We start from the raw sequence: 22,610 nt of genomic DNA, 5'->3' as shown, positions 1-22,610 counted from the left end.
ATCTTCTTGAAAATTTACATTTCCTTGAATATCTAAACTTCTTTGAAGTTATAGGCTGTAAATTAAGCTTTTTGTTTTCTTCCTACAAAGAACCACTGATCGTAAGTCCCTTCAGAGTCGGTATTATCTACAATCTCACCTTTAACTCCTGCCCTGAGAAGGGCCCCAGCAAGGATTTCAGCCTCAGGCTTACTGCTAACTGTAAAAAGCATGAGAGCGCCCTCATTTGCGACCGCGACCGCCTCTCTCATAATATTTACCCAGAGCTCTTTATTGAATTCGTAGACAAGCCCCAGCATAAATCCCATCACGGCATCAAAGCTTCCTGGCTCGAAGTATCTGGAAAGAGCCGTTGCATCCATTACAACCGTTCTTTGAGGGTTCAAAACTCCCTGCTCAAGCCCCTGGCAGACTGTACATTTGTTAATTTCGATAGCTAGCGGGTTAAGCCCAAGCCTGTAAAGAGCAAGTGTAGACATCCCGTTTCCACAGCAGATTTCAAGAAGCCTGCCTTCAGGGTAAAGCCCTTTTTTTTGAAAAAGATTGAAAATTTCTGCGACTCTTCGTACACGATTTTCAGAAAAAACACTCTCGTAAGACTCGGGTCTGACTGCGCAACCCGGGCAGAGATTCCGGTTTACAAGCATGAGTGAATAGTACTCATTAACGGCGTCTCGCCAGTTTTCCGAAGAAATTTCAATCTCTTTTTCAGGAAGATTTAAAGTAAGAAGAAAGTCTGTAAAAGCCTCGAAATCTTTTTTTGAACGAGCTTCCGCAAGAGCTCCCGTAAAAACCGACCAGAAATCTACAGGGACTTCCTCGTCTGCCGAATTGAAAAGCAAAAGCCCAAGTGTGTTCTTCCCTTCTCGAACTCTCAGGAGTCGCACCTTCCGTGCCTCTGCAAACCTCCGGACTCCGTTAAGATAGTCAAGCGTACGCTCAATAGTCCTCTGGGCGAGATAGCTTTCCTCTACAAAATAGATGTCTTCATCAATGCCAAGAAGTTCCTGTAAAAGCATATCTGTTTAGATTCGGATAATCTCATATCAAGATTTCGAAAAAGAGATCTACACCGAGTTTACTCCCGCCCCAATAACCTTAAATTAAAACAGTTATTTTCGCCCATAATTCAGCTCTCTTGAGCGCAACGGTTGTGCCGCAACCGTTGCGCCAGTTGATCACGCCGTCACGATGTTTTCGCTCAAACCTTTGTTAAAAAGGCTTGCGGAACTCGGAATACAGAGCCGCAACTCCTCTGAAAAGCACCGAGTAAAATAGATTACATCATAACTTCCAGAAAATTCCCGGTTACCTGTGCTCCCGAAGCATAACTCGGGTGAATTAGTCTGTTTGAGCGAGTGAAGCAAGCGAAACGGACACAGGCCCCCAAAACAGAATTCATGGCATAAATAAAAAACAAATAATGAAGCTCTGGAAAGTAAAATAAAGGAGAAAAAAGGTATTAAAAGCTGGAAAGGAGGTAAAAACCCCAATACAAGCAAAGTTATTTATAGAATCTGATTACAAAATCAGGGATTATAAGGATATATATTAACAAATAAAGAAGATTGGAGGATAATATGGCAAAAGTAATACCATTCGCACCAATTGAGCGTTTAATAAGAACCGCAGGTGCTCATAGAGTTAGTGAGAGTGCTGGAATGGCCCTTACGGAAATTCTGGAAGAATATGGACTTGAGATTTCAAGAGAAGCAATAAAACTTGCAGAGCACGCAGGCAGGAAAACTGTAAAAGCTGAAGACATAAAATTAGCAAAAGAGATGCTGTAAATTAAGACCAACCACTCCTTAACGCTATTTATCAGTGGCATCTTGCTTTACGGGATGAAATTGAAAATAAAATGCTGATAACCAGCATTTTCCTATTTTTACGTGAGATTAAATTATGCGGTAGCGGTTTCCAGATTTACTACGATAAAGGATTCCACAGGGTAAATCTTTGAGCAGAAGGGAGATTATGCTCCCAGAATCAGATCAGCGAGACCGATACCTGTTATGGTAACGGTAGTTACTACAATTCCTGCTATCATCACCCCTGCAGCAATTGTCGGCAAGGCACGCCTGAACTTGACCCCAAAGACAAATGCCGCTGCACAGCCAGACCAGACCCCGGTAGCTGGCAAGGATATGGTCTTATGGAATAAAATGATATCTTAAGGTCAATATGTACTTAAATTCCTGAAAAATTTACGATATGAACTTAAAGTTATCATTGACAATTATCCAATTGTAGATATGATTTGAATTTTAAGACACCTTCTTAGATAATTCGAAACCGGCTCAAGAAAGAGTAGAAGAGGGATTACAGGAAGGAGGTTTCCAAGCACTAAGAAGAAGGCCTCAAAGGAGCCCATTCCATAAATGCCCATCGCAACAGGGATTGATCCTCTCAGATCGGAGATGGGGAGAGCCCCCATAATCAAAACTGCAAGCCAGTGAGAAACAGACCCCAACATTTCTACCAATGATAGTTCAACAATGGTAATCAGAATTTATTAATTCCATAGATCCTATTAAAAAGGCTGACCTCAAGCCCTTTCAACCGTTCTTGATATACCTGAGATGAAGAGAAGCTTCATTCCGGGTCATCAAAAAACTTAATCTGCATTAGAAAGCGCAAAATGCGCGAGTAAAGCTTCGAGCTGGATCTTTTCAGTCGCTCCTTCAGTTAGCCTGAAATCAGTCTCACCTATTATATCTACGAGTTCGACAATGCGCTTTTCTGAGAGCCCAAGATCCAGAATCATCCGGTTATCCATTTCGGAGATTGCCCTGTAAATCTGTCCAACTATATCTTCCCCAGAAAGTCCCTCTTCGTAGAGCAACCTGTTTAGCTCCTTTCGAGCAGCCCTGAAATTTCCACTCAGGGCAGTTTCAATCAGGTTTTTTATATCTTCTGGATTTGCGGTTGCAGTAGTCCTATAAATGGTTTCCCTGGATATAGGTTTACTCGGCTCAACGAAAGCAGCAGCTTGGAGGGAATTCACGGCTTTTCTCATATCTCCCTGGGCTACGTAAATAAGAGCTTCATATCCGTCTTCAGTGACGGACAGCCCCTGATCTTTGGCTATGTATTCAAGGCGTTTCCTGATAGCCTCATTGGAAAGTCGCCTGAACCTGAAGACTGCACAGCGGGACTGAATAGGCTCGATAATCTTGGAGGAATAATTGCAGGATAGAATAAACCGACAGTTATTGCTGAAACGCTCCATTGTCCGCCTGAGTGCAGATTGGGCATCTGAAGTCAGTGCATCGGCTTCATCCAGGAAGATGATCTTGAATTCAGCTCCTCCCATAGGGGCAGTTTTTGCAAAGTTTTTGATTTTTGTCCGGACAACATCAATCCCTCTCTCATCCGACGCATTAAGTTCGGTAAAGTTTTCACGCCAGAGGTCTTCCCCGAAAATTTCTCTTGCAATCGAGACGGCAGAGGCAGTTTTTCCGACTCCTGGTGGCCCGGAAAACAGGAGATGGGGAAGATTTTTTGTTGCGACATAGGACTTCAGACGTTCGATTGTTTCTTCCTGCCCCGCCACCTGGTCCAACCGCACAGGCCTGTATTTTTCAATCCAGATCTCTTCTTTAATCGTAGAGTCCTCCATTCATGCTTGCACCATATTTAGAGAAGATGATATTTAAACTTTTGAATGTTCACGATTTCTAAGACATAGAAGGTTATTCAACTGCACTTTTAATGAACTGCTACACCCGGATGCCGATAAAATATATAATAATTCTCTTACATAATTAGTTTAAAATCCTCAGATTGAGATGTCCTGAGTACAGGATGGACACGAAAAACTAACTGCACACAGTGAATCCTCAAAATAAGATACGCTTATACCATACAGAAGAAAATATAGAAAAGGAGAATATGTAGTAGAGAAGAAAAATTTAGCACAGGGAATTTAATCCATGTACACTGTATGCAGAGTTTCATAGATCGGCCCTTTCGGAGTCAGTGTGCTTTTCTTTAAAAGCACTTTATTTACCCACATAGTACCAATTTCGATATCCTTTAATTCCTTTACTATGTTTATGAACGCGGTTTTCTGATCCTTCTTGAGGAATTTTACCCTGGCAAGAGTAGCATGGGCAGTAAATTCCCTGTCGTCTTTTTCGAATTTAAAAGGTTCCAGTAACTTCTCTACGTTGTCATGTAACGCCCTGAAGTTTCCGGTTGCACCCAGCCAGAGAACCCTGGGATTCGAAGGTTTGGGAAAGACTCCAATTCCCCCTACTTTTGCTTCGAAAGGCTCGCACGTAATGGAGTCGAGAGCTGCGGAAAGCGAGGGAATTCTTGATTCGTCCACGTTCCCCAGGAACTTCAGAGTTATGTGAACGAGCTCAGGATCAACAAACTTCAGATAAAAACCAGAAAATCTGGCCTGAAGCTCTCGAATCTTCTCCGTAAAACCGGGGTTTAATTCCACTGCTATAAATGTCCTGATCAAAACATTCACCAATCTTAATTGAAAAGCGAACCAGAAAAATCTTCCTGTTAATTTTCGTCTGGAAAATTGAGTTTAGATCTTTTTTCGAAGGAATTGTAAACCCTTCACAAAATCTTTTAGAAAAAGATGTAAGAGACAATAGTGAAAAAAGTAGGGCGGAAAAAGGACAAATAAAGGGAATTACAGGGCAATTATAATATATAAGAGATAAGTACAGAGATGTAAATAAGCTTAAGTATTTATAAAGTAGGCCTCAATGTTAACCTGGGGAAAAGAACTTTAGCCCAGAAAAAAACGCTAAGTTAAAAAATAATAACCCTAATCTAAGAAAATGATGTTAGTTCAAAGAAACAATAACTCCAAAAGTAAAAAGTGGAGCCGCAAATCGGTTGCTGCAAAAAGAAAAAGCGGTGGATCATATGGATAGAGCACGTATAATTGCAGAAACGGCAGCCCGGATTTCCAGAGAACTTGATGCTGCCGCAATTATGGTTTCCGGAGAGTTAAGTTTTGAAGGGATCGAAACTGGGGGAATTCCGGTCTATTACATCTCCATGCGTCCTAAAAGCATAATAGACCACCTGCTCTCCACTGGAAAGGATGGAAAAAATCCTCTAAAGGAACTCGGCGACCAGATAAACCGCGAAGCCTCAGGTAATTCTGACCATCTTCAGCAGGCTGCCGCCATAGAGTACGTGCTTGGAAAACTGGAAAATGGAATTATTGTAGGTGTGGTTGAAACCCGCAGCTCCAGTTCGATTATTGTACATAACCTCGACGAAAATCCCTTTGTAAAAGCAATGAAGGAATGTCAGGAGAGGATAAAACCGGAAGTGCTAAGTGCAATTATGAAAATTTCTTTTGATATTGTGCTGACAGGCAGGGAAGGCAAGAAAATAGGAGCTGCCTTCATAATAGGCGATTCCGAAGAGGTTCTGAAACGCTCTCACCAGCTAATACTGAATCCTTATGCAGGTCACGATGAAGTTTACCGGAATATCCTTGACAAGAAAAACTGGGAATCCATAAAGGAATTCTCCCAGCTTGACGGAGTTTTTGTGGTGGACGAAAACGGCATTATCCATGCCGCAGGCCGCTACCTTGATGTTGACGCAAAAAATGTGGATATCGAGAAAGGACTGGGAGGCCGGCACGTTTCAGCAGCCGCAATCAGCAGAGATACGGTTGCGATCGCGGTTACGGTATCCGAGTCGGGTGGAATTCTAAGGGTATATAAAGACGCGAAAGAAATAATCTGCATGGAGTGCCTGAAGCCTGCGGTAAGATATATCTAATCCTGAAAAATCAGAACTTTTTTACTCAGGATTAGAAATCTTTAATTATATCATGAAAGTGTCGAGTTGCTGACTTTTTAATAGGAGAGGCTTTCAATGAAATCTATAAGGAAGAAAGGCAGCATATAGACTCATAAATAAAGAAAGTATATTTCTAAATATGCGGAAAAATAAAGAAAGTGGGGCGATTTTATGAGAAGACAACTTTTTTACATTCCTTTTAGCCTTACATTCCTTCTTCTTTTGATCTTTATTCTGATTTTCGGGCTTAGTTTTCTTTTTTTTGGAGTAATTATCTCCGCCTTTATGAAAATCGGCTTCTCTATAGGGGATGCGCTCCTTATCCTGTTACTGTCTCTCCTCGGAAGCGGTATCAATATCCCTCTGGCAACCCTCAGATCCGATACTCCGGTAGTAAGAGATAGTTATGTTCATGTTTTTGGCATATCTTACAGGGTTCCATTCCGGCGTGTGATAAGAAATGAAACGACAATTGCTGTGAATGTAGGAGGAGCGGTTATTCCGGTTCTGATTTCAGCTTATCTTCTTACGAAATTCCCTTCGTCTCTCATGCTTGCAGTAGCCAGCATCTTAATAGTTACAATAATAACTCATTCCGTAGCAAGGCCGATTCGCGGCATAGGTATCGCAACCCCGGCCCTTGTTCCACCCCTTGCAGCTGCCCTTACTGCGATTTTACTGACATCAATAATTCATATTCCGGACTGCCCGGTTGATCAGTGCCGTGTTGTCGCCGCCTATGCAGGAGGAGTGCTTGGAACTCTTATTGGAGCCGATCTTCTGAACCTGGGAAAAATTAAGAACCTTGGAGCTCCGGTTGCGAGCATAGGAGGGGCAGGAACCTTTGATGGAATCTTTTTAAGCGGGTTCATTGCTCTTTTATTAATATAAAAACCATTGAATATAAAATATTGGAAAACAGATCAACCTCTAACCTTGAAACGGAGCAAAGCTGCGATTCCTCCCAATTTATGAAGCTTTTCTCCGGGCTCAAAGGCCGTGCTGAAAACAACGACCTTCCCCTGAGCTTGCTCGACTTCCATGAGGAGTTTATCGATATCCTCCCCTTTTTCCCGCCCTTCGCGGAGGGTTTCGTCGGCAACGAGCAGGGTTTCGACAGCCCCGAAATTGAGAGCATTATTAACATCTGCGAAACCATATGCAGCTTTGCCATCCATTGAGATCTCACGAATAAGGTCTTCCATCAGGGCTGATTCGCGGGCTATACGGGATTCCTGCATGATGCGATCCACCGCACCTCTGCGTAGAACTTCCTGAAAGCCGGACATTCCTATCATGGAGGTGTCTTCAATCAGGGCTTTAGAAGCCATAGCCGGTTCGATTTCTTGGAAATATTTGATGAAGTCCTCTTTAGTAAATCCGGGTCCGGCAATAACTATGGACGCTTCCTCAGGAACAGCATGCCTGAGCTGTTCTACAACTTCCCTAAAAAACTCATTCCTCAAGCTAGTCTCTCGCTTTCCAGAGGACTGCCTGATATGAGAATAGATCTCTATTCCGTAGTGATGAACAAAGCCAATATCGGCATCGCCCTCTTCTATTGCGACCATAACGACTTTAGGGCGCTTCGACGCTTCTTCAGCATCCTGGATACGCTGGAGCTGGTCACTCTTCCAGTGTTCCTTAACAATAGAAAGATTTGTTCCTATCTCTATATTGAGGGTGTGAAAGGAACCGACATCCATCCCATGCTCTATCATCCCATGCACCCTGAGCCGGTTCGCAAACTTGTGAAACTCGATCTCGTCAACCCTGATTCCGAGCCTGACCTTTACTTTCTCAACCTTTTCCGGGCGGATTTTATCACTTGCCGAATCGGCTTTCCGTTTGGTAACCGCAAAAACCAGATCCCCTTTTTCAATTATATATTTGAGGTGCCAGAGATCATCGAGGGTTTCGGCTGTTACTGCAATCTCCCCTTCCCTGCCCTTAAGGGAGCGGTTTGTAACCCTCATGCCTTTTTCCCTCCATGCGTTTCAATTTCTTCTTCACTTCCTTCTCCGAATTTCTCTTCAATTTCTTCTGCGTTATCTTCAGGTTCGTTCTCGACTCCCGTTGTCCCATGTTCTTCATCTTCGTGCTCGGGCTTCTCTCCCTTCTTTTCTGGCTTCTGGGTCTTTAAGTCAGATTCTCCGGGTGGGACCATCATGGCTATCTGGTCAGGAGAGGCAATTTGCTTTACGAAACGAGGATCATTGAGTTCATCGGCATAAATCCTGTAGATCTTTTTAGAAATGTCATTCTGATTAAAAGCCCCAGGGACTATTTCGAGGATATAATCCGCATGTTTCCGGACAGCAGAAGCAGGCCCGCCTATCACTCTCGTCTCGCCTTTGAGTTCAAGCCCGACTGCAACGCCGAGAGGAATATCCTTAAAGTAATTGCGTTCCCCGCGGATGATAAAAGCCCCTTTTCTTACGTACTCTCCTGATTCCGGGGTTTTTGTGACCTGTTCGGCTTTGACCCAGTAACAGTCCCCACTGAAGTGCCCGGCTTTCCAGAGGCTAGAATAAGAAACAGCAAACTGTGCCGCTTCTTGCAGAGTAGATTCGGGAACCTCTTCTCCACCGGTCTTGATGACTGTGAGAGGGGCCCCCGGTGTTTGAGTATGGAATACAAGATCTCTCTTTTCGAGATATTTCTTAAAGATTTCCTCATTGGTATCTGCGTCCCTGCCTCCCACAATAAAGAAGCCGTCCGAGGACACAAACCACCTGAACCTATCATACCAGTGCTTTTTCCTAGACACATGGAGCTTCTTTCCTGCCTTTGCAGCCTTTGCCACGGCTTTTTTCTCCATAGCCTTCCTGGTATCTTCGATAGCTTTGAGAGCGCCGTCTTTTTTCTTGCTAAATTTCTTGACCTTTTCATAGTATTCCTCAGCGTTCTGTGGCACTGTCTTTCGGATATCAAGACTAATACTCTTCCCGTCAAGGTTAACAGCTACAGTCCCGGTCCTTGGGTCAATATTTGTGATCTTTTGGGCAGTAGGCACGGTCTTTTTGGCCTGCTTCAGAATGGAGCGGATCTCATCCCAGGAATACCCCTTTGACCTTGCGCCGTTGAGCACGGAAAGAAGCTCTTCAATAACCGTGTAATTTGCATAGACTGTCTCAGCAAGGGTATTATTTTTCTCGATTTCTTTTTCGAACTTTGCAAGGCTTTCTTCCTGCTGGAGAAGCCGCCGTTCATAAACGCCAAGTGTTTTCTCCTTTTTCTGAGCTTCTTTTACCTCTTCAACCTGTTCAAGCGCTTTTTTCCCAAAAAATTCATCAAGTGCCGTATTAAAAGAATCAAAGTACTCTTTTTCAAATCCAGAATAACGAATAAGGTCAAAAGGAAGTACATCGAAAGTTTCCAGCTTTCCGTTGATTTCCTTTTTCACATGCTGAGATCTGAGCTTAGGAGCCTCACCTTCAACTCCGGCTTCGGGTTTAAGTTCGGTTTCCGGTTTAAACTCGATCTCGGATTTAAGTTCAGTCTCGGTTTCGGCTTCTGCAGGGCCTTTATCTGCGGCTCCGACCTTCAAAAGTGGGGAAAAGAGATCGTGCATTGCATTGCAGAGCCTAGAGGCATCCTCCTCAGTTGCCTCCTTTGAAGACTTTGATTTGTTAATTCCTGCCCTGGCACAAACTTCTTCTGCCAGAACTCCTCCCAGATTGAACCTTGTGGCAACCGTTCGGACGATATCAGCCGTAGATCTGGAAAAAGCCTCCATAAGGTCCGAAACCTTAACCTTTAGAGGACTTATCTGTGCCTCGGGCAGTTCGTAAATTTCTCCACTCCTAAGCCGCCTATCCTTCATGGTTACAGGATTCATAGGCAGAATAATCCTGTTTTCCGAATCGACAATAAGCACGTTCCCAGGGGCGAAAAGCTCCACAATAAGAGTACAACGGACTCCCCCTCTCTCGATCCCGATCTTTACGATCCTATCAAAATCGTGCTGCTCTACCGATACAATCCTGCCTCCAATCAGGTATTTTCTAAGCAGCATTGGAAAAGACTGGGGAAGCGTTGGGCTTGCCCTGAGGTATTTACTTAGATGGATGCGCTTCCCGGCCTCAATAACCAGGTTGTCCCTGCCCTGGTGAAAAACGTAAAGATTGATGCGAATCTCCTCGCTGGCTGGCTGATAGATCTTACCGATCTTCGCATCAATAATGGATTTGGGACCTGCTGACAGCTCGGCGACAACTGCAGCAACGTCGGCACTCGACATATCCTGTTTCATGAAGTGGATATAATAGAGGCTTTTGGTATAAGCATTTCCTGTGCAGCCCGAGTTTCACTTTGGGAGCACGAAGTCCTTTTCGCTTCGCTCAGGAGAACTTATTTATGACAACAGTTTCAGCAGAAGTCTTAAAGAGATTGGAAAAAAAGGGCTTTGTAGAAATCCTAAGTTGCTCAGTCATTATAAAAAGGTATTAATAAAGTGCTCCTTCCACTTTTTACCACAAAAATGTAGGAGCACCTAGAATAAGTGATTTCAAATCAAAGTTGCGATGGCGCAACTTGCTACAAGTAAGTGGTATGTTCGCGCCAGCGCTCCAAATTCCTTTAAAGGAAATAAGAACCCTAAACAAATAAGTTTGAGCAGAAGTTAGTAACCGAAAAATGGAGTTGATAAATAATATTATCATCAACGGTTACATCATCAACGGTTACCGGGGAAGTTTTCCATCCTCGCAGCAAGCTAGCGGGGTATTCGACTGAAATAAAAATAAAAATGTTAGTGTAAACATAAATAAAAATAATATAAACTTGTTTTGGCTGAGATTGAGAATTTCTACAAAGCCGAAATTTCAGATCGGCTTTCAACCTTATCTTCCTAATTTGGCTTTTTTTCAGATTTACGGTGTTTTTCCCAGTATCCTGTGAGTTTGCCGTCAAGGGCAAGCTTTCCAAGCTCTCGCCTTACTATGTCACTCACTTCTGTCGGGACAGCCGATGCATATGGAGTTCCTGGCAGGGGACTCAGGTAATGAGCCCTTACAGTGCCTCCTTTTTTGCAGATCCAGCGAACAAGATCAAGGCTTTTTTCCTGGTCTTCTTCGGTTTCGGTGGGAAGGCCGAAGATGAAATCAACCGCAGGAACAATTTCATGTTCCAGGCAGCACTCAACTGCTGAAATACTGTCTCCAACAGTATGCCCTCTCCGGATCTCCTTTAGAATCCGGTCACTGCCGGACTGAGCTCCGAGGCTAAGGCTATCGTTTGCGCAGTACTTCCTCACAAGTTCAACCGACTCATCAGTTACGAATTCCGGGCGCACTTCAGAAGGAAACGTCCCGAAGAAAATCTTCTTATCAGGCAGTTTATGAAGTGCGGAAAGCAATTTCTCCACCCTGTCAAACCTGGGGTGAATTCCGTCACTTCCGTAACCAAAAGCATTGGAGGCTATAAAGCGAAGGTCGTTATAATACCCTGCATTTTTTACGATGGAATCTATGCTTCTGTGCCTGACTTCTCTTCCGAAAAGCCTGGGAGTCTGGCAGTACTTGCAACCCCAGGGGCATCCCCTGCTAATTTCAATAGGAGCCCGGAGTTTATGAGGGTCAAAGCAAGGATAGGAATCAAGGTCTGCATAGGGTCTTTTTGGAGTTCTGGCAATCTTGCCCGTTTTTGCGTCCCTGTATGCAATGCCAGGTACTTTTCCCGGGTTTCCCCTTTCCTGGATCGTTTTCACAAGTTCCGGAAGGGTTTCCTCCCCTTCCCCAATCACAACATAGTCAAAGTATTCAAGTGTCTCTTCTGGAGCGCCGGATGGATGAGGGCCTCCAGCAATAAAAATCGACTCCGTATCTGCATTTTTTACTTCCCGAAATACCTTTGCTGCCTGGCGCGTTGTAAAACTGTAGATCATGATGCCGTCTACAGGCCTGTCTAAAAAACCGGCTTCCGGCATTAAAGGGGAAAGAACTGCAAAGCTGTAAGAATTTTTCTTGCTGTACCGGAAGTGTACGTCCATTATTTTTTCCTCCGTTTTTTCGAAATCCAGACTCCTTCAGGAAATTGGCTTAAAAGGTATCAGAGTAAAGCAAAGTAAACCCAAAATAAAGGTAATGATCCCTAATAGGATGCGTTTTTTGTCCAGTTCGACTTTATCGTGCAGGGGAGACGGATGCCCTGCCGCAGCAAAAATCCAGAGGAAAAGGGCCCAGGTAATCCATATTAATCCGTCTTCTTTCAGCCAGTAAATTACATAAAGCCCTATCAGAAACAGAACACGCGGCATCATAAACGAAACATTTTCCGCTTTCTTACCCAGCATAGCCCTGAGGATATGCCCACCGTCAAGCTGCCCCGCAGGGAGAAGGTTGAGTAAGGTCACGAACATTCCTACCCATCCTGCAAAGGCTACAGGATGAAGGTTTTCTCCTGTTGCTCCGACAAGGTTTTGGATAAACACAAAAAGGGGAGGAAGGCCAAGACCGAGCATCATAGAATTTGACAGTGGATTTACTGCAGGCGGTTCAAGGTTAAGGCCTATTACCGTAACTGTGATTGACATGAACAGGCCTACCAGTGGCCCTGCAACTCCCACATCAAAAAGCGCCTTTCGGCTTGGGACAGGCCCTCTGTAGTGAATTAATGCACCCATAGTGCCAATAAAAGTCGGAAATGGAATGAAATACGGAAGAGATGCCTTCATCCCATAGTATCTAGCCGTTACATAATGAGCCATTTCATGGGAGCCAAGAACTGTCATTATTGCAATGGTAAACGGTAAGCCTCGGAAAAGCTGGATGGACCCGTTTTCGAGGTCTGCTCCGGACATCCAGGCTCCGCAAACCATGGTTGTAAAAAATGTTGCTATGAAAAGAACAAGATTTATCCAGGTCTTTTCCTTTGCCTTTTTTTCAGGAAATACCAGTAATACATATTCTCCAAGCTCATGTTTAAGCGTACATCCAAACCCAAACTGCTGTAAAGGCTCCCAGAGTTCTCCCGTGACAGTCTGAGTATCGACTCGAGGAGTTCCAAAGAAGTAAAGAGCTTCCCCGGAATTCTGGACCTCATACACGTCAAATACCCTGGCTATGTAAGGATATAACCGCGAAACCGCTTCTTCGGCATTGAATTTTCCTTTGCCTTTCTTATTGTTGTCCTGGTTCATCTCGGAGTTCCTATCTCCCAGCTTAAGATTTATTTTTTAGATTTATCCATTTTCGGCTTTATCCGTTTACTATTAGAACTTAAATTATCATTTTTCGTTTGCTGATTATTTCTTTAATTTTAATCGTGTTCAGTTTTATTTGTTTCCTGTTTGATAAGCTCAATATATCCTTTGCTTCCGTTAACCAGAACAAGATCTCCATTATTTAATACTTCGTAAGGGTTTCTCTCAAGCATATCAACGAGTGGAATTTCGGAAATAATGGCTCCAACTGCGACTATAGGTTCAGTTTCCATGTTTACTATCGCTACAGGGGCAACTCCATTTTTCTTAAGTTGATACATAACATACGAGCCAACCGTAGAGCCTTTGCCGTGGGGAAAAACAAGAACTTTACCCTGGATTGATTTTCCTTCAAGGGCATGATTTTCTTCAATTACAACCCCGGTTTTAGGATCTATACTACCAAGGAAGGAAATAGGGTCTCTGGAAAGAAGTACTTCCCCTTTTGCACATCCTCTGGAAATCGTCCTGCCTTTAAGTTTAATTGGAATCACCTGCCTTCTTTGCTGTCCCGCCAAGCGCTTCCTCAACACATGCCTCCATACTTCCGTATACGGCTTCAGCCCCGCACATCCCTGGCACGTAAGCAAGGGCTTTTCCTGAGTTTACCATGACACAGGAATATCTGTTGGTAGCAGGAGAAACCACCATGCAGGTATCACAGACAACTTTAGCTCCACTTTTTTCGATGGTCCTGATATACTCCGGATAGCGTTTTGCAAGTTCCCTTGAGGTGAAGATCCAGAACTCTTTCGAAACCGTTTTTCCTTCAAGGAGTTCAGCGGCTTTTTCAAGCTCTGCTGCCGAGCAGTGAGGACACCCTATGGTTATCAATTCGGGTTCTTTGCAGGCTTTATTCAGACACTCATAAACCTCATCAAGCTGGCTTCTCTCAATGGTTACTTTTTCTGTCGGGGCTTCAAAATCCACCCTGCAAATCTCAGGCGTGACTCCTTCCACGTGGTAAAGGGCAACTGCTCCTGAAGCTGCCATTGCAGCACCGAGCGCTTTTAATTCATCCGTTTTCGGTGTATTCCTGAGATGAAAAACAGGTACCTTGCTCCCTGCAATTTTCCCAGCTACATAACCTAGTGCACCAAAATCCGATCCCTTTAGTGGATATTCTACAGAAATTGAGAGCTCAGGCACACGGTTTTCGTCCAGATGGAAACCATAGTTTGCAGTTTTCCCGAGAAGTGCCGCAGAAAGGGCTGACGGCCCTCCTTCCCGATTTGTCCTGGCTCCAAGCACGGAATTTGCATAGGAGACGGCTGACGATTCGCTCCATGCCAGATGGTCGCCATAACCGACATCAAAGCCCTCGAGAGTATAAGGCGTACACGTGCACTCACACTGAATTCCCAGTTTTTCATATGCCTGGATAATCAATTTTTGTTTTTCTGCAAAATCGGGTGAAATCCCGAGCCTTTTCCAGTCTTGCAGATCCATCCCTGCAGGGTTCAGAATCGCAGGAACCTTAACCCTGCCCTGCAGATCTGAAATCCATTCAAGGCCTGCATCGCCCATAGTTTTGTAAGAAACTCCTGCAATCTGGGCGCTTTTGATGGGGATAAGCCTGTCTGCACCGTAAATGTCTCCAAGGGCCACCAGAATTTCGATAGCCTGCCTTAGAGTCTCCCCGGCTTCTCCATTCAGGATTTGCTCTTCTTCTTTTGTAAGATACATTGAAATTCACTCGGTAATCGCCAGTGCTTAAAATAATTTTTATTTATTCTTCCGGAATTACTGCTCTTTCAAAATTTTCCTTTTCTACAAGCACCTTTGTAGCATCAATTCCCACTTTTGTTGTCGTTCCATCAGGAGCTCCACGCGGGTCCAGAGAACTGCCCCGAACATTGGGAATAATTAGAATATCCATATCTCCTTTTACCCTCGTGGCAATTGCAAACTCGACATCGTTCGGGTCAAAAATATTTATATCTTCGTCCACAACCACTACGTGCTTAAGGCTCGTATGGGCTGCAAAGGCTGCCATAATAGCATTTTTTCCGTCTCCTTCAGTCTGCTTCTCAATCTGAACGACTGCATGAAGATAACAGCATCCCCCTTCGGTCAATACCACGTTCTTGACCGTCGTAACTTCCCCGACAGCCCTGTAAATTCTTGGCTCGTAGGGTACACCCATCATAAGAAGATGTTCAGGACCGGCTGGCAGAATCCCGTGATAGATAGGGTTTTTTCTGTGGATGATTCGGGTGATATGAATAACAGGTTCCTGTCTTACAACGTCGTAGGTTCCTGTAATGTCCACAAAAGGCCCTTCATCAACCTTGTCTACAGGGTCAATGTAACCTTCAAGCACAATCTCGGCATGAGGAACTTTTACCCCGTTTGCGCACTCAAAAAGTTCAACAGGAGCGCCTCGCAGGGCAGCTGCGTATTCGAATTCTTTTCCCACAGGAACCCTTGTCGAAGTCGCGTAAATAATTGTCGGATCACAGCCAAGCACGATTGCAACAGGCAAAGGTTCACCTTTTTCAGCGGCTTTTTTGTGCAGGAGATAGGTATGCCTTGGAGGAACCAGTCGGGCTGCAAGTTTATCTTTTCCTACTAACATAAGCCGATGGATTGAAGCATTAATTGTGCCTCTGTACTCGGAAACAACAATTCCTGCCGTTATATAGGGAGCTCCATCTTTTTCAAAATGTGTGAGGATAGGAAGTCTTGTCAGGTCAACCTGGTCTTCTATGACCTCAAGGGTTGGAGATTCTGACACCAGCCGCACTTCCCCTTCAGGAGAAACTTCTGAAAGCCTCTTTATGATTTCTTCTTTAGGGACTCCGAGCATGGAAGCCAGTTCATCCCTTGATCCAAGCAGGTTCATTATGACTTTTGAGCCTGAAATATCATGGAAGAAAACCGGGGCTTTTGCTGTTTTTGCAATTCTTGAAGCTTCAAACTTCGGAGAAACCGGCTGCGAAATCTCTACCAGTTTTCCATTTTCTCTTAACTGGTCGATAAAAGCTCTAAAACTCATGGGTATCTGGATATCAAAAAGCTGTCAGACAATAAAAAGATTGTCAGCAAACCTTTTTCAAAAAACTGCTTGACCGCAAGCCTTTTCAAAAAAGGCTTGAGCGAAAACCCCAAACAGTGTTTGAGTTTGAAGATCTTATCCACAAACCCTATCCGGCGTGATTAACCGGCGCAACGGTTTACGCAAACCTTTTTCAAAAAAAGCTTGGCTAAAAAGTCATCTAACATTCATCAAGCATGAAAGACCTGGGCCTTATGATCCTTTTCTTTTCGTACTGGTCAAAGCAATGAGCTATCCAGCCTGAGACCCTGCCAATTGCAAAGATTGATGTTGCAAGTTGAGGGGGGATATCCATATATTTGTAAATAACTCCCGAGTAGAAATCAACGTTCGGATAGATTGGCTTTCCTTTCTTTTCCACAAGCTCACGGATAACAGTGCTTTCTATTATTTCCGCTGTCTCGTACCAGTGCATATCCCCTTTCGTTTCAGCGAGTTGCCTGGCAAGCTGCTTGAAGATTATGCCCCTTGGATCATAAGTCTTGTATACCCGGTGCCCAAAACCCATAATCTTTTCTTTCTTTGAGATTTTTTCGAGAACAAATTTCTCTGCATTTTCCGGGGAAGCGACTTCTTCGATCATGTTCACAACTTCTGACCTTGCTCCTCCATGCAGAGGACCTTTAAGGGTGCAGAGTCCAGAAACTACAGCAGAATAGAGGTCTGAAAGGGTAGATGCGGTAACTCTTGAAGAAAAAGTAGAAGCATTTAGTTCATGTTCGGCGCTGAGGATGAAGTCTTTTTCCATGACCTCAGCTTCCAGCTGACTTGGTTTGTTTCCTCTTAACATATACAGGAAGTTGGCTCCGTGGGAGAGGGATGGATCAGGGGACACAGGCTCTTTTCCATTTGCGATTCTATAATATGCAGCAACTATGGTTGGTATCTTGGCAATTAACCTTATGGCTTTTCTCATATTTCCTTCAGGAGAGCTGTCATTAATGTCCGGATCGAACTGTGATATAAAAGAAACGATTGTACGCAGCGCTTCTATAGAGTCAATATTGAAATTGTACATGTGGATAATGTCTATCACCTCCCTGTTGACTTCACGCTCCCCATGCAGGCAGGCTGAATACTCGGCAAGTTCCTGATCTCTGGGGAGATCTCCGAGGATAAGCAGATAGGAAACGGCATCATAGGGAAGCTCAACAAGCTGGTTAATATCTACATCCCTGTATTTCAGAATGCCCTCCAACCCATCTATGAAACAGATATTTTTACTCATTTTATACCTCACAGTTATGCCAAGAGGATTTTCAAAAAACTTTGAAGTTTGGGGAATCCTCTACTTATATGTGGAAAATTTAACGCGAAGGGCCTTATAAGGCCCAAAAATAGGGTGACAATGCATTCCTATTATCGTTGAATAAGTATATTAAATTTGTTGAAATTATGTCTCAGGGCCTTGAGGATCTCAAATTAGCTTTTAAAATATTTCTTATTTGATATCCAATTCTTTCAAAAAATCTCCCAAATGGGTTCTCATCTCCAACCTTATTTTGCATTTATGTCAGCACCAGCAGTTGATATGCTATGAAATTCAACAAAGAGTGGAGTTTTCTACTCTGCCAGCAGTTGATATGTTATGAGACTCAATAGAGAGTCGAGTTTTCTACTTTGATTTCTTACTCTTCTGATATCGAATTTTACTGTACTCTTAACATGTCCATGTATCTTTTTACATTCAGCTCTCTTTTTATACTGTCACCAAAACCCTAATCAAAATGTTCTGGTTTCTTAGGTACATTCCTACCTGTTCTTTCCGTCCAATCTCATACAAAAATTTGAGTTTGTTCTCCATTGGTGCATAATTGGTGCATATATAGCTCTACCGAGTCTCCATTTTTTATTTACCCAGTGATTGATTCTTTCCTCTTCGCCTTCTTTATTTATTATGGCATTTGAAGCGTAGGAGATAATCGGTTTTGCAGCTAAGTTATACCAAATTTCAGAGTTTAAAGTTGCCACTATCGAATAAAGAAAAGTATCTATAAGAGTTAGTGAAAAAGAGAATAATTTTAGGACTTACGCAGTTGAACTGAAAAATCAACAGCATTATATCTTCAACTGTATAAAACGCTAAATAAGTCACAACGCCGAATGTACTTGATTTAGTAATTTCAATTGCGTAAATATTAAAGTTTTTAAGTCAAAACTCTATTTTGAGATTCTCTGTTAGTCTCAACTAATTTAATATAGTAGAATATAAATTCTAGAAGAAGGAAACCACAACCTTATATATTAAATGGACATTGTTGGCAGCGTTCAGGCCATAAATATGGTCGTTACAGTCACTAACTCCGATTAATGATCTCGTTCTAGGGAGGAGACTCATTGTCAAAGTTCGTATATTTTTTTGGAAAGAATGTAACTGATGGCAAAGGTAGCATGAGAGACTTACTTGGAGGTAAGGGCGCAGGCCTTGCCGAAATGGCAAACCTCGGAATTCCAGTACCCCCAGGTTTTACGATAACAACTGAAGTTTGTGTACTTTATCTGAAAAATCAGAAGTATTCTGAAGAAGTACTCAAACAGATCGAAGAAGCGATCAATAAGCTCGAGGCCTTAAACAACAAAAAGCTTGGGGACCCAGAAGATCCACTGCTTGTTTCTGTAAGGTCCGGAGCCAGAGTGTCCATGCCGGGGATGATGGATACCGTCCTTAACCTTGGGCTCACGGACAAATCTGTTCTCGGACTCGCAAATAAGGTCAATGACGAAAGGTTCGCTTACGACTGTTACCGCAGATTTATCTCTATGTTTGGAGATGTTGTTCTCGGAATTGATTTCGACAAGTTCGAGTCCCTTATTGAGGATAAGAAAAAAGAACTTAAAGTCGAATCCGATACCGACCTCGATGCGAAAGCACTGAAAGATCTGGCCGAAAGGTTTAAGGGAGTAATCAAACTCGAGAAAGGATTTGAGTTTCCCCAGGATCCAAAAGTCCAGCTTCAGATGGCGATCAATGCTGTTTTTGAGTCTTGGAATAACCCAAGAGCTATCACTTACAGAAAGCTTAACGAAATCGATGACAGCTGGGGCACAGCTGTCAATGTACAGACCATGGTTTACGGGAACAGAGGAAATACCTCAGGCACAGGAGTTGCTTTTACAAGAAACCCGTCTACAGGAGAAAGGAAATTCTTTGGGGAGTACCTTATCAACGCACAGGGCGAAGATGTTGTTGCAGGCATCCGTACTCCGGACTTTATTGACACTCTTGGGAACAAGATCCCCGATGCCTACAAACAGCTTGTGGACATCTGTCAGAAGCTCGAAGCCCACTTCAAAGACATGCAGGATATAGAGTTTACTATCCAAGAAGGAAAGCTCTACATGCTGCAGACCAGGACTGGAAAACGTACAGCTGCCTCAGCCGTAAAGTTGGCAACTGACATGGTAGCAGAAGGGCTGATTGATAAGGAAACCGCAGTCACAAGGGTTAAAGCTGAACACATCGACCTGCTTCTGCACCCCAGAATCGATCCCAATGCAAAACTGGAAGTAATCGCAAAGGGACTTCCTGCATCACCCGGAGCTGCTGTAGGAAAAGTTGTATTTACTGCCGAAGCAGCTGAAGAAATGGCTGAGAAGGGAGAAAAGACAATTCTCGTCCGGACCGAAACTTCCCCTGAAGATATCGGAGGAATGGCAGCTGCCCAGGGCGTCCTTACCGTGCGCGGAGGAATGACCTCTCATGCCGCAGTCGTTGGAAGAGGTATGGGCAAGCCCTGTGTTGTAGGTTGTGGAGATATCTCAGTCGATACTAAGAGCGGCCTCTTCATGGTAAATGGCCACACTATCAAGGAACACGATTATGTTACTATTGATGGAAGTACAGGCAGCGTAATCATCGGGAAAGTCGAGCTGATTGATGCCGAAATTAATGATGATCTGAAGAAGATTCTTCAGTGGGCCGACGAGATAAGGACTCTCGGGGTTAGAACAAACGCAGACAATCCGGCAGATGCAGGCCTCGCCCGTGAACTTGGGGCTGAAGGTATAGGACTTTGCAGAACTGAACATATGTTCTTCGGGGAAGAGAGAATTCCTGCAGTAAGGGAAATGATCATGGCCGAAGAAGAAAAGTCCAGAAAGAAAGCCCTCAAAAAATTACTTCCTATGCAGAAGGAGGACTTCCTTGGGATCTTCCGCAGCATGGAAGGCCTGCCCGTTACTATAAGACTGCTTGATCCACCTCTCCATGAGTTCCTTCCTGACAAAGAAGAGCTTGACGCAAAACTCAGGAATCTCGAAGCCTCTGGAGATTCCGAAAAGATCAGCGAGGTAAAGAAGGTCATTCAGCGTGTGGTTTCCCTCAAAGAACTCAATCCTATGCTTGGTCACAGAGGATGCAGACTCGGAATCACCTATCCGGAAATCTATGATATGCAGGTACGTGCAATCATGGAAGCAGCCTGTGAACTTGCAAACGAGGGAATGCAGATTGTTCCTGAAATCATGATTCCGCTCGTGGGTCTTGTAAAAGAGCTTTCAATTACCAGGGAAGAAGTCTGCAAGATGGCAGAAACAGTCATGGCTGAGAAAGGCGTAAAGATCGATTACAAAGTAGGAACAATGATCGAGCTGCCCAGAGCCGCAATTGTCGCAGACCAGATTGCCCAGGAAGCCGATTTCTTCTCCTTCGGAACAAATGACCTGACTCAGACAACCTTCGGGTTCAGCCGTGATGACGTGTCCAAATTCGTGCCTATCTACCAGAAGGCAGGAATTCTTGAGCACGATCCATTTGCAGTCCTGGACCAGGAAGGCGTTGGCGAGATCATGAAAATTGGTATCTCAAAAGGCCGCTCTGTCAAACCTGATCTCAAAATGGGAATCTGCGGAGAACACGGCGGAGAGCCGAGATCCATCCACTTCGCCCATGATATAGGCCTTAACTATGTAAGCTGCTCTCCTTACAGAGTTCCGATTGCAAGACTCGTGGCTGCCCAGAGCACAATTGAGTCCAGAAAGTAAAAAGTCCTTGAAGTTAAAGACTTATTCAAAGAGAGGCAGGATTTATCCTGCTCTTATTACTCTTTTTTTGTATACCTTTTTTTGGAAACTCATTTTTGTAAATTTCTCTTGTAAACTCTTTTTTGTTATCTTTAACTATATTTCACAATTCTGAATATTCTGATATCTGAAAACTTTGGTCTGGCAATCCTGATTCTTAAAAGTGTTTCCTTAAAAATATAATGATGTAACCCTTTTTGAGGGTTTGTCGTCATTTTACGTCGAGCGCCATGCATACTCCTCATCCAAAAATCATTATTGAATCGAGCCTTGCAGTACCTGCTTTTGTCCAGTACTTGCAAATACTACAGTACTGGATCTCGCCGTCTGAGCGCAATTTCAATTGAGCGTGGCATTTTGGACATATTTTTAAATGTTTCATGAATAAAACTCCTTGAATTTTATTTTAATTTTGAGCTCATTACAAACCTCAAAATTGGTTCTCAGAAACTTGAATTTTGAACGATCAATCAAGTTTTGTAACGAGCTCAAGCATTTGTTTAGTTTTTGAGAGACTTTTAGAGGTTGTCTGATATGTTGGTTGGAGGTTGTTTGATATGTTTGGAGGTTGTCTGATATGTTGATAGACTATTGAGAGACTAGTTTACTCTTTTTATGTTATTCTTCTCCCATTTCTTTTCTAAACATGATGTAATCTCTCTCTACTTCTTCAAGTTCATATTCCATTTTATACCCCATTTTGTGGTTTCGCTATTTTCAAGCTGGTTTCTATTAATATATGGATAATTTTCTGGAAGTTGTCTAGATATTGCTTATTAACAAATTTTTAACATGTACCTTTTTTCCAATTTGTTTTTAAGTTTAGATTAGTATTGTATGAATGGCCCCAACATCTTGTGTAAATTTCCTCAGAGGTTAAAAGCATTCCATTCCCAAACAAAGATCCTTGTGAAATTTGCTTTGAAAGCTTCTTCTCTGTCATTTTATTCATTAACTGGTTCTCCTTTATTCTAAGTTTTATTCCTTTTTCTTTTAAAGGAACACGGAATCCTATTTCCCATTTATTATATAAATAACTTGCGCTTAAGGAGTGATAATAAACGGAAGATGAATTTCCCAAAGTATAAAGATTAGCTATTAAGGTTCCAAAAAAGACTACGTAGAGGTTCTCAAGATAAGAAGTTTTTGATAAAAAAATTTCCTAAAATTTGACCAGGAATCTTCAGAATATTTAATGCAAGAAGAAGCCCAGAGGTGCTGTATCTACTGTATCCCCCAATACAGTCCCTCCGAATTTATGCTCCCCCAAGCACATTGATTCGAAGAAGGATCAGCAACCCCAGGAAATTCTTTTCTTTTTGATGATACCCCAGCTCTATTCCCCAACTCCATCACATAGTAATAGCATAAATTATATTAAATAAATCATATCAAAAATTGCATTCAAGCAAAAAATTGTTTGACGTAAAAGATTTCAAGTCAATCATAGCTCTTTTCTAATCAAGACTTAAAGATTAGAATAGAGAATCTTTTCCAAGTAGAACTTACGTACTTGAACTGAAAAATAGTAACATT

18 protein-coding genes are annotated in these 22,610 nt (G+C 43.1%); 4 read left to right on the top strand and 14 right to left on the bottom strand.

Going from position 1 to position 22,610, the window contains the following annotated elements:
• Window positions 1-62: 62 nt before the first annotated feature.
• A complete protein-coding gene (locus tag BP621_RS05200; protein ID WP_292388331.1) occupies window positions 63-1,019 on the bottom strand; it encodes a class I SAM-dependent methyltransferase in 957 nt (318 codons plus the stop codon).
• Between the two features lie 561 nt (window positions 1,020-1,580).
• On the opposite strand from BP621_RS05200, the gene BP621_RS05195 reads away from it, so the two are divergent.
• Complete coding sequence (locus BP621_RS05195; protein ID WP_011306577.1) at window positions 1,581-1,790, top strand: histone family protein; 210 nt, start codon at window positions 1,581-1,583, stop codon at window positions 1,788-1,790.
• 185 nt (window positions 1,791-1,975) lie between these two features.
• Here the strand turns inward: BP621_RS05195 and BP621_RS05190 are convergent, their stop codons facing one another.
• The 4 genes from BP621_RS05190 to thpR all read right to left on the bottom strand — a co-directional run bounded on the left by BP621_RS05190 (window position 1,976) and on the right by thpR (window position 4,474).
• A complete protein-coding gene (locus BP621_RS05190) occupies window positions 1,976-2,143 on the bottom strand; it encodes a small multi-drug export protein (RefSeq protein WP_292388329.1) in 168 nt (55 codons plus the stop codon).
• Window positions 2,144-2,239: 96 nt separating this feature from the next.
• Complete coding sequence (locus BP621_RS05185; RefSeq protein WP_292388328.1) at window positions 2,240-2,485, bottom strand: small multi-drug export protein; 246 nt, start codon at window positions 2,483-2,485, stop codon at window positions 2,240-2,242.
• A 132-nt stretch (window positions 2,486-2,617) separates the two neighbouring features.
• Window positions 2,618-3,622 (bottom strand): replication factor C small subunit, encoded by a 1,005-nt coding sequence (locus BP621_RS05180; protein WP_292388327.1) that lies wholly within the window; start codon window positions 3,620-3,622, stop codon window positions 2,618-2,620.
• A 306-nt stretch (window positions 3,623-3,928) separates the two neighbouring features.
• Window positions 3,929-4,474 (bottom strand): RNA 2',3'-cyclic phosphodiesterase, encoded by a 546-nt coding sequence (gene thpR, locus BP621_RS05175; RefSeq protein WP_292388326.1) that lies wholly within the window; start codon window positions 4,472-4,474, stop codon window positions 3,929-3,931.
• Window positions 4,475-4,893: 419 nt separating this feature from the next.
• On the opposite strand from thpR, the gene BP621_RS05170 reads away from it, so the two are divergent.
• Window positions 4,894-5,769: a DNA integrity scanning protein DisA nucleotide-binding domain protein gene (locus tag BP621_RS05170; RefSeq protein WP_292388324.1), complete on the top strand. Its 876-nt coding sequence runs from the start codon at window positions 4,894-4,896 to the stop codon at window positions 5,767-5,769.
• A 192-nt stretch (window positions 5,770-5,961) separates the two neighbouring features.
• Window positions 5,962-6,681: a DUF1614 domain-containing protein gene (locus BP621_RS05165; RefSeq protein WP_292388323.1), complete on the top strand. Its 720-nt coding sequence runs from the start codon at window positions 5,962-5,964 to the stop codon at window positions 6,679-6,681.
• A 32-nt stretch (window positions 6,682-6,713) separates the two neighbouring features.
• On the opposite strand, the gene BP621_RS05160 is transcribed toward BP621_RS05165, so the two are convergent.
• From BP621_RS05160 to BP621_RS05125, 8 genes are all read right to left on the bottom strand, one after another.
• Window positions 6,714-7,766, bottom strand: coding sequence for an mRNA surveillance protein pelota (locus BP621_RS05160; RefSeq protein ID WP_292388322.1), 1,053 nt, complete (start codon window positions 7,764-7,766; stop codon window positions 6,714-6,716).
• Window positions 7,763-10,045: a ribosome rescue protein RqcH gene (gene rqcH / locus BP621_RS05155; protein WP_292388320.1), complete on the bottom strand. Its 2,283-nt coding sequence runs from the start codon at window positions 10,043-10,045 to the stop codon at window positions 7,763-7,765. The genes BP621_RS05160 and rqcH overlap by 4 nt, the downstream gene beginning before the upstream one ends.
• A 597-nt stretch (window positions 10,046-10,642) precedes the next feature.
• Window positions 10,643-11,782 (bottom strand): TIGR04013 family B12-binding domain/radical SAM domain-containing protein, encoded by a 1,140-nt coding sequence (locus BP621_RS05150; RefSeq protein WP_292388319.1) that lies wholly within the window; start codon window positions 11,780-11,782, stop codon window positions 10,643-10,645.
• Between the two features lie 36 nt (window positions 11,783-11,818).
• A complete protein-coding gene (locus BP621_RS05145; protein WP_292388318.1) occupies window positions 11,819-12,931 on the bottom strand; it encodes a site-2 protease family protein in 1,113 nt (370 codons plus the stop codon).
• 119 nt (window positions 12,932-13,050) lie between these two features.
• A complete protein-coding gene (locus BP621_RS05140) occupies window positions 13,051-13,488 on the bottom strand; it encodes a DUF126 domain-containing protein (protein ID WP_292388389.1) in 438 nt (145 codons plus the stop codon).
• Window positions 13,475-14,680, bottom strand: a complete 1,206-nt coding sequence (locus tag BP621_RS05135; RefSeq protein WP_292388316.1) for an aconitase X — start codon at window positions 14,678-14,680, stop codon at window positions 13,475-13,477. The genes BP621_RS05140 and BP621_RS05135 overlap by 14 nt, the downstream gene beginning before the upstream one ends.
• Before the next feature lie 43 nt (window positions 14,681-14,723).
• Entirely contained in the window at window positions 14,724-15,992 is a 1,269-nt protein-coding gene (locus BP621_RS05130) for a UbiD family decarboxylase (RefSeq protein WP_292388314.1), read from the bottom strand.
• Window positions 15,993-16,212: 220 nt separating this feature from the next.
• Window positions 16,213-17,280, bottom strand: a complete 1,068-nt coding sequence (locus tag BP621_RS05125; RefSeq protein WP_292388312.1) for a citrate/2-methylcitrate synthase — start codon at window positions 17,278-17,280, stop codon at window positions 16,213-16,215.
• Window positions 17,281-18,389: 1,109 nt separating this feature from the next.
• On the opposite strand from BP621_RS05125, the gene ppdK reads away from it, so the two are divergent.
• On the top strand, window positions 18,390-21,035 hold the full coding sequence (ppdK, locus tag BP621_RS05120; protein WP_292388310.1) for a pyruvate, phosphate dikinase: 2,646 nt from the start codon (window positions 18,390-18,392) through the stop codon (window positions 21,033-21,035).
• An 826-nt stretch (window positions 21,036-21,861) separates the two neighbouring features.
• On the opposite strand, the gene BP621_RS05115 is transcribed toward ppdK, so the two are convergent.
• A complete protein-coding gene (locus tag BP621_RS05115) occupies window positions 21,862-22,155 on the bottom strand; it encodes a hypothetical protein (RefSeq protein WP_292388309.1) in 294 nt (97 codons plus the stop codon).
• Window positions 22,156-22,610: the final 455 nt, after the last annotated feature.

Source organism: Methanosarcina sp. UBA5, assembly GCF_002505485.1.
In the GTDB taxonomy this organism is placed as follows: Archaea; Halobacteriota; Methanosarcinia; order Methanosarcinales; family Methanosarcinaceae; genus Methanosarcina.
The sequence above is the reverse complement of the archived record's forward strand: the minus strand, read 5'-3'. Positions and strand labels throughout refer to the sequence as shown.

Excerpts from the sequence above, each read along its gene's own strand:
- BP621_RS05135 (WP_292388316.1), bottom strand. The coding sequence starts at position 14,680 with ATGTATCTTACAAAAGAAGAAGAGCAAATCCTGAATGGAGAAGCCGGG.
- BP621_RS05200 (WP_292388331.1), bottom strand. The coding sequence starts at position 1,019 with ATGCTTTTACAGGAACTTCTTGGCATTGATGAAGACATCTATTTTGTA.
- BP621_RS05160 (WP_292388322.1), bottom strand. The coding sequence starts at position 7,766 with ATGAGGGTTACAAACCGCTCCCTTAAGGGCAGGGAAGGGGAGATTGCA.
- BP621_RS05130 (WP_292388314.1), bottom strand. The coding sequence starts at position 15,992 with ATGAGTTTTAGAGCTTTTATCGACCAGTTAAGAGAAAATGGAAAACTG.
- BP621_RS05170 (WP_292388324.1), top strand. The coding sequence starts at position 4,894 with ATGGATAGAGCACGTATAATTGCAGAAACGGCAGCCCGGATTTCCAGA.
- rqcH (WP_292388320.1), bottom strand. The coding sequence starts at position 10,045 with ATGAAACAGGATATGTCGAGTGCCGACGTTGCTGCAGTTGTCGCCGAG.
- BP621_RS05165 (WP_292388323.1), top strand. The coding sequence starts at position 5,962 with ATGAGAAGACAACTTTTTTACATTCCTTTTAGCCTTACATTCCTTCTT.
- BP621_RS05180 (WP_292388327.1), bottom strand. The coding sequence starts at position 3,622 with ATGGAGGACTCTACGATTAAAGAAGAGATCTGGATTGAAAAATACAGG.
- BP621_RS05145 (WP_292388318.1), bottom strand. The coding sequence starts at position 12,931 with ATGAACCAGGACAACAATAAGAAAGGCAAAGGAAAATTCAATGCCGAA.
- BP621_RS05125 (WP_292388312.1), bottom strand. The coding sequence starts at position 17,280 with ATGAGTAAAAATATCTGTTTCATAGATGGGTTGGAGGGCATTCTGAAA.
- BP621_RS05195 (WP_011306577.1), top strand. The coding sequence starts at position 1,581 with ATGGCAAAAGTAATACCATTCGCACCAATTGAGCGTTTAATAAGAACC.
- BP621_RS05150 (WP_292388319.1), bottom strand. The coding sequence starts at position 11,782 with ATGGACGTACACTTCCGGTACAGCAAGAAAAATTCTTACAGCTTTGCA.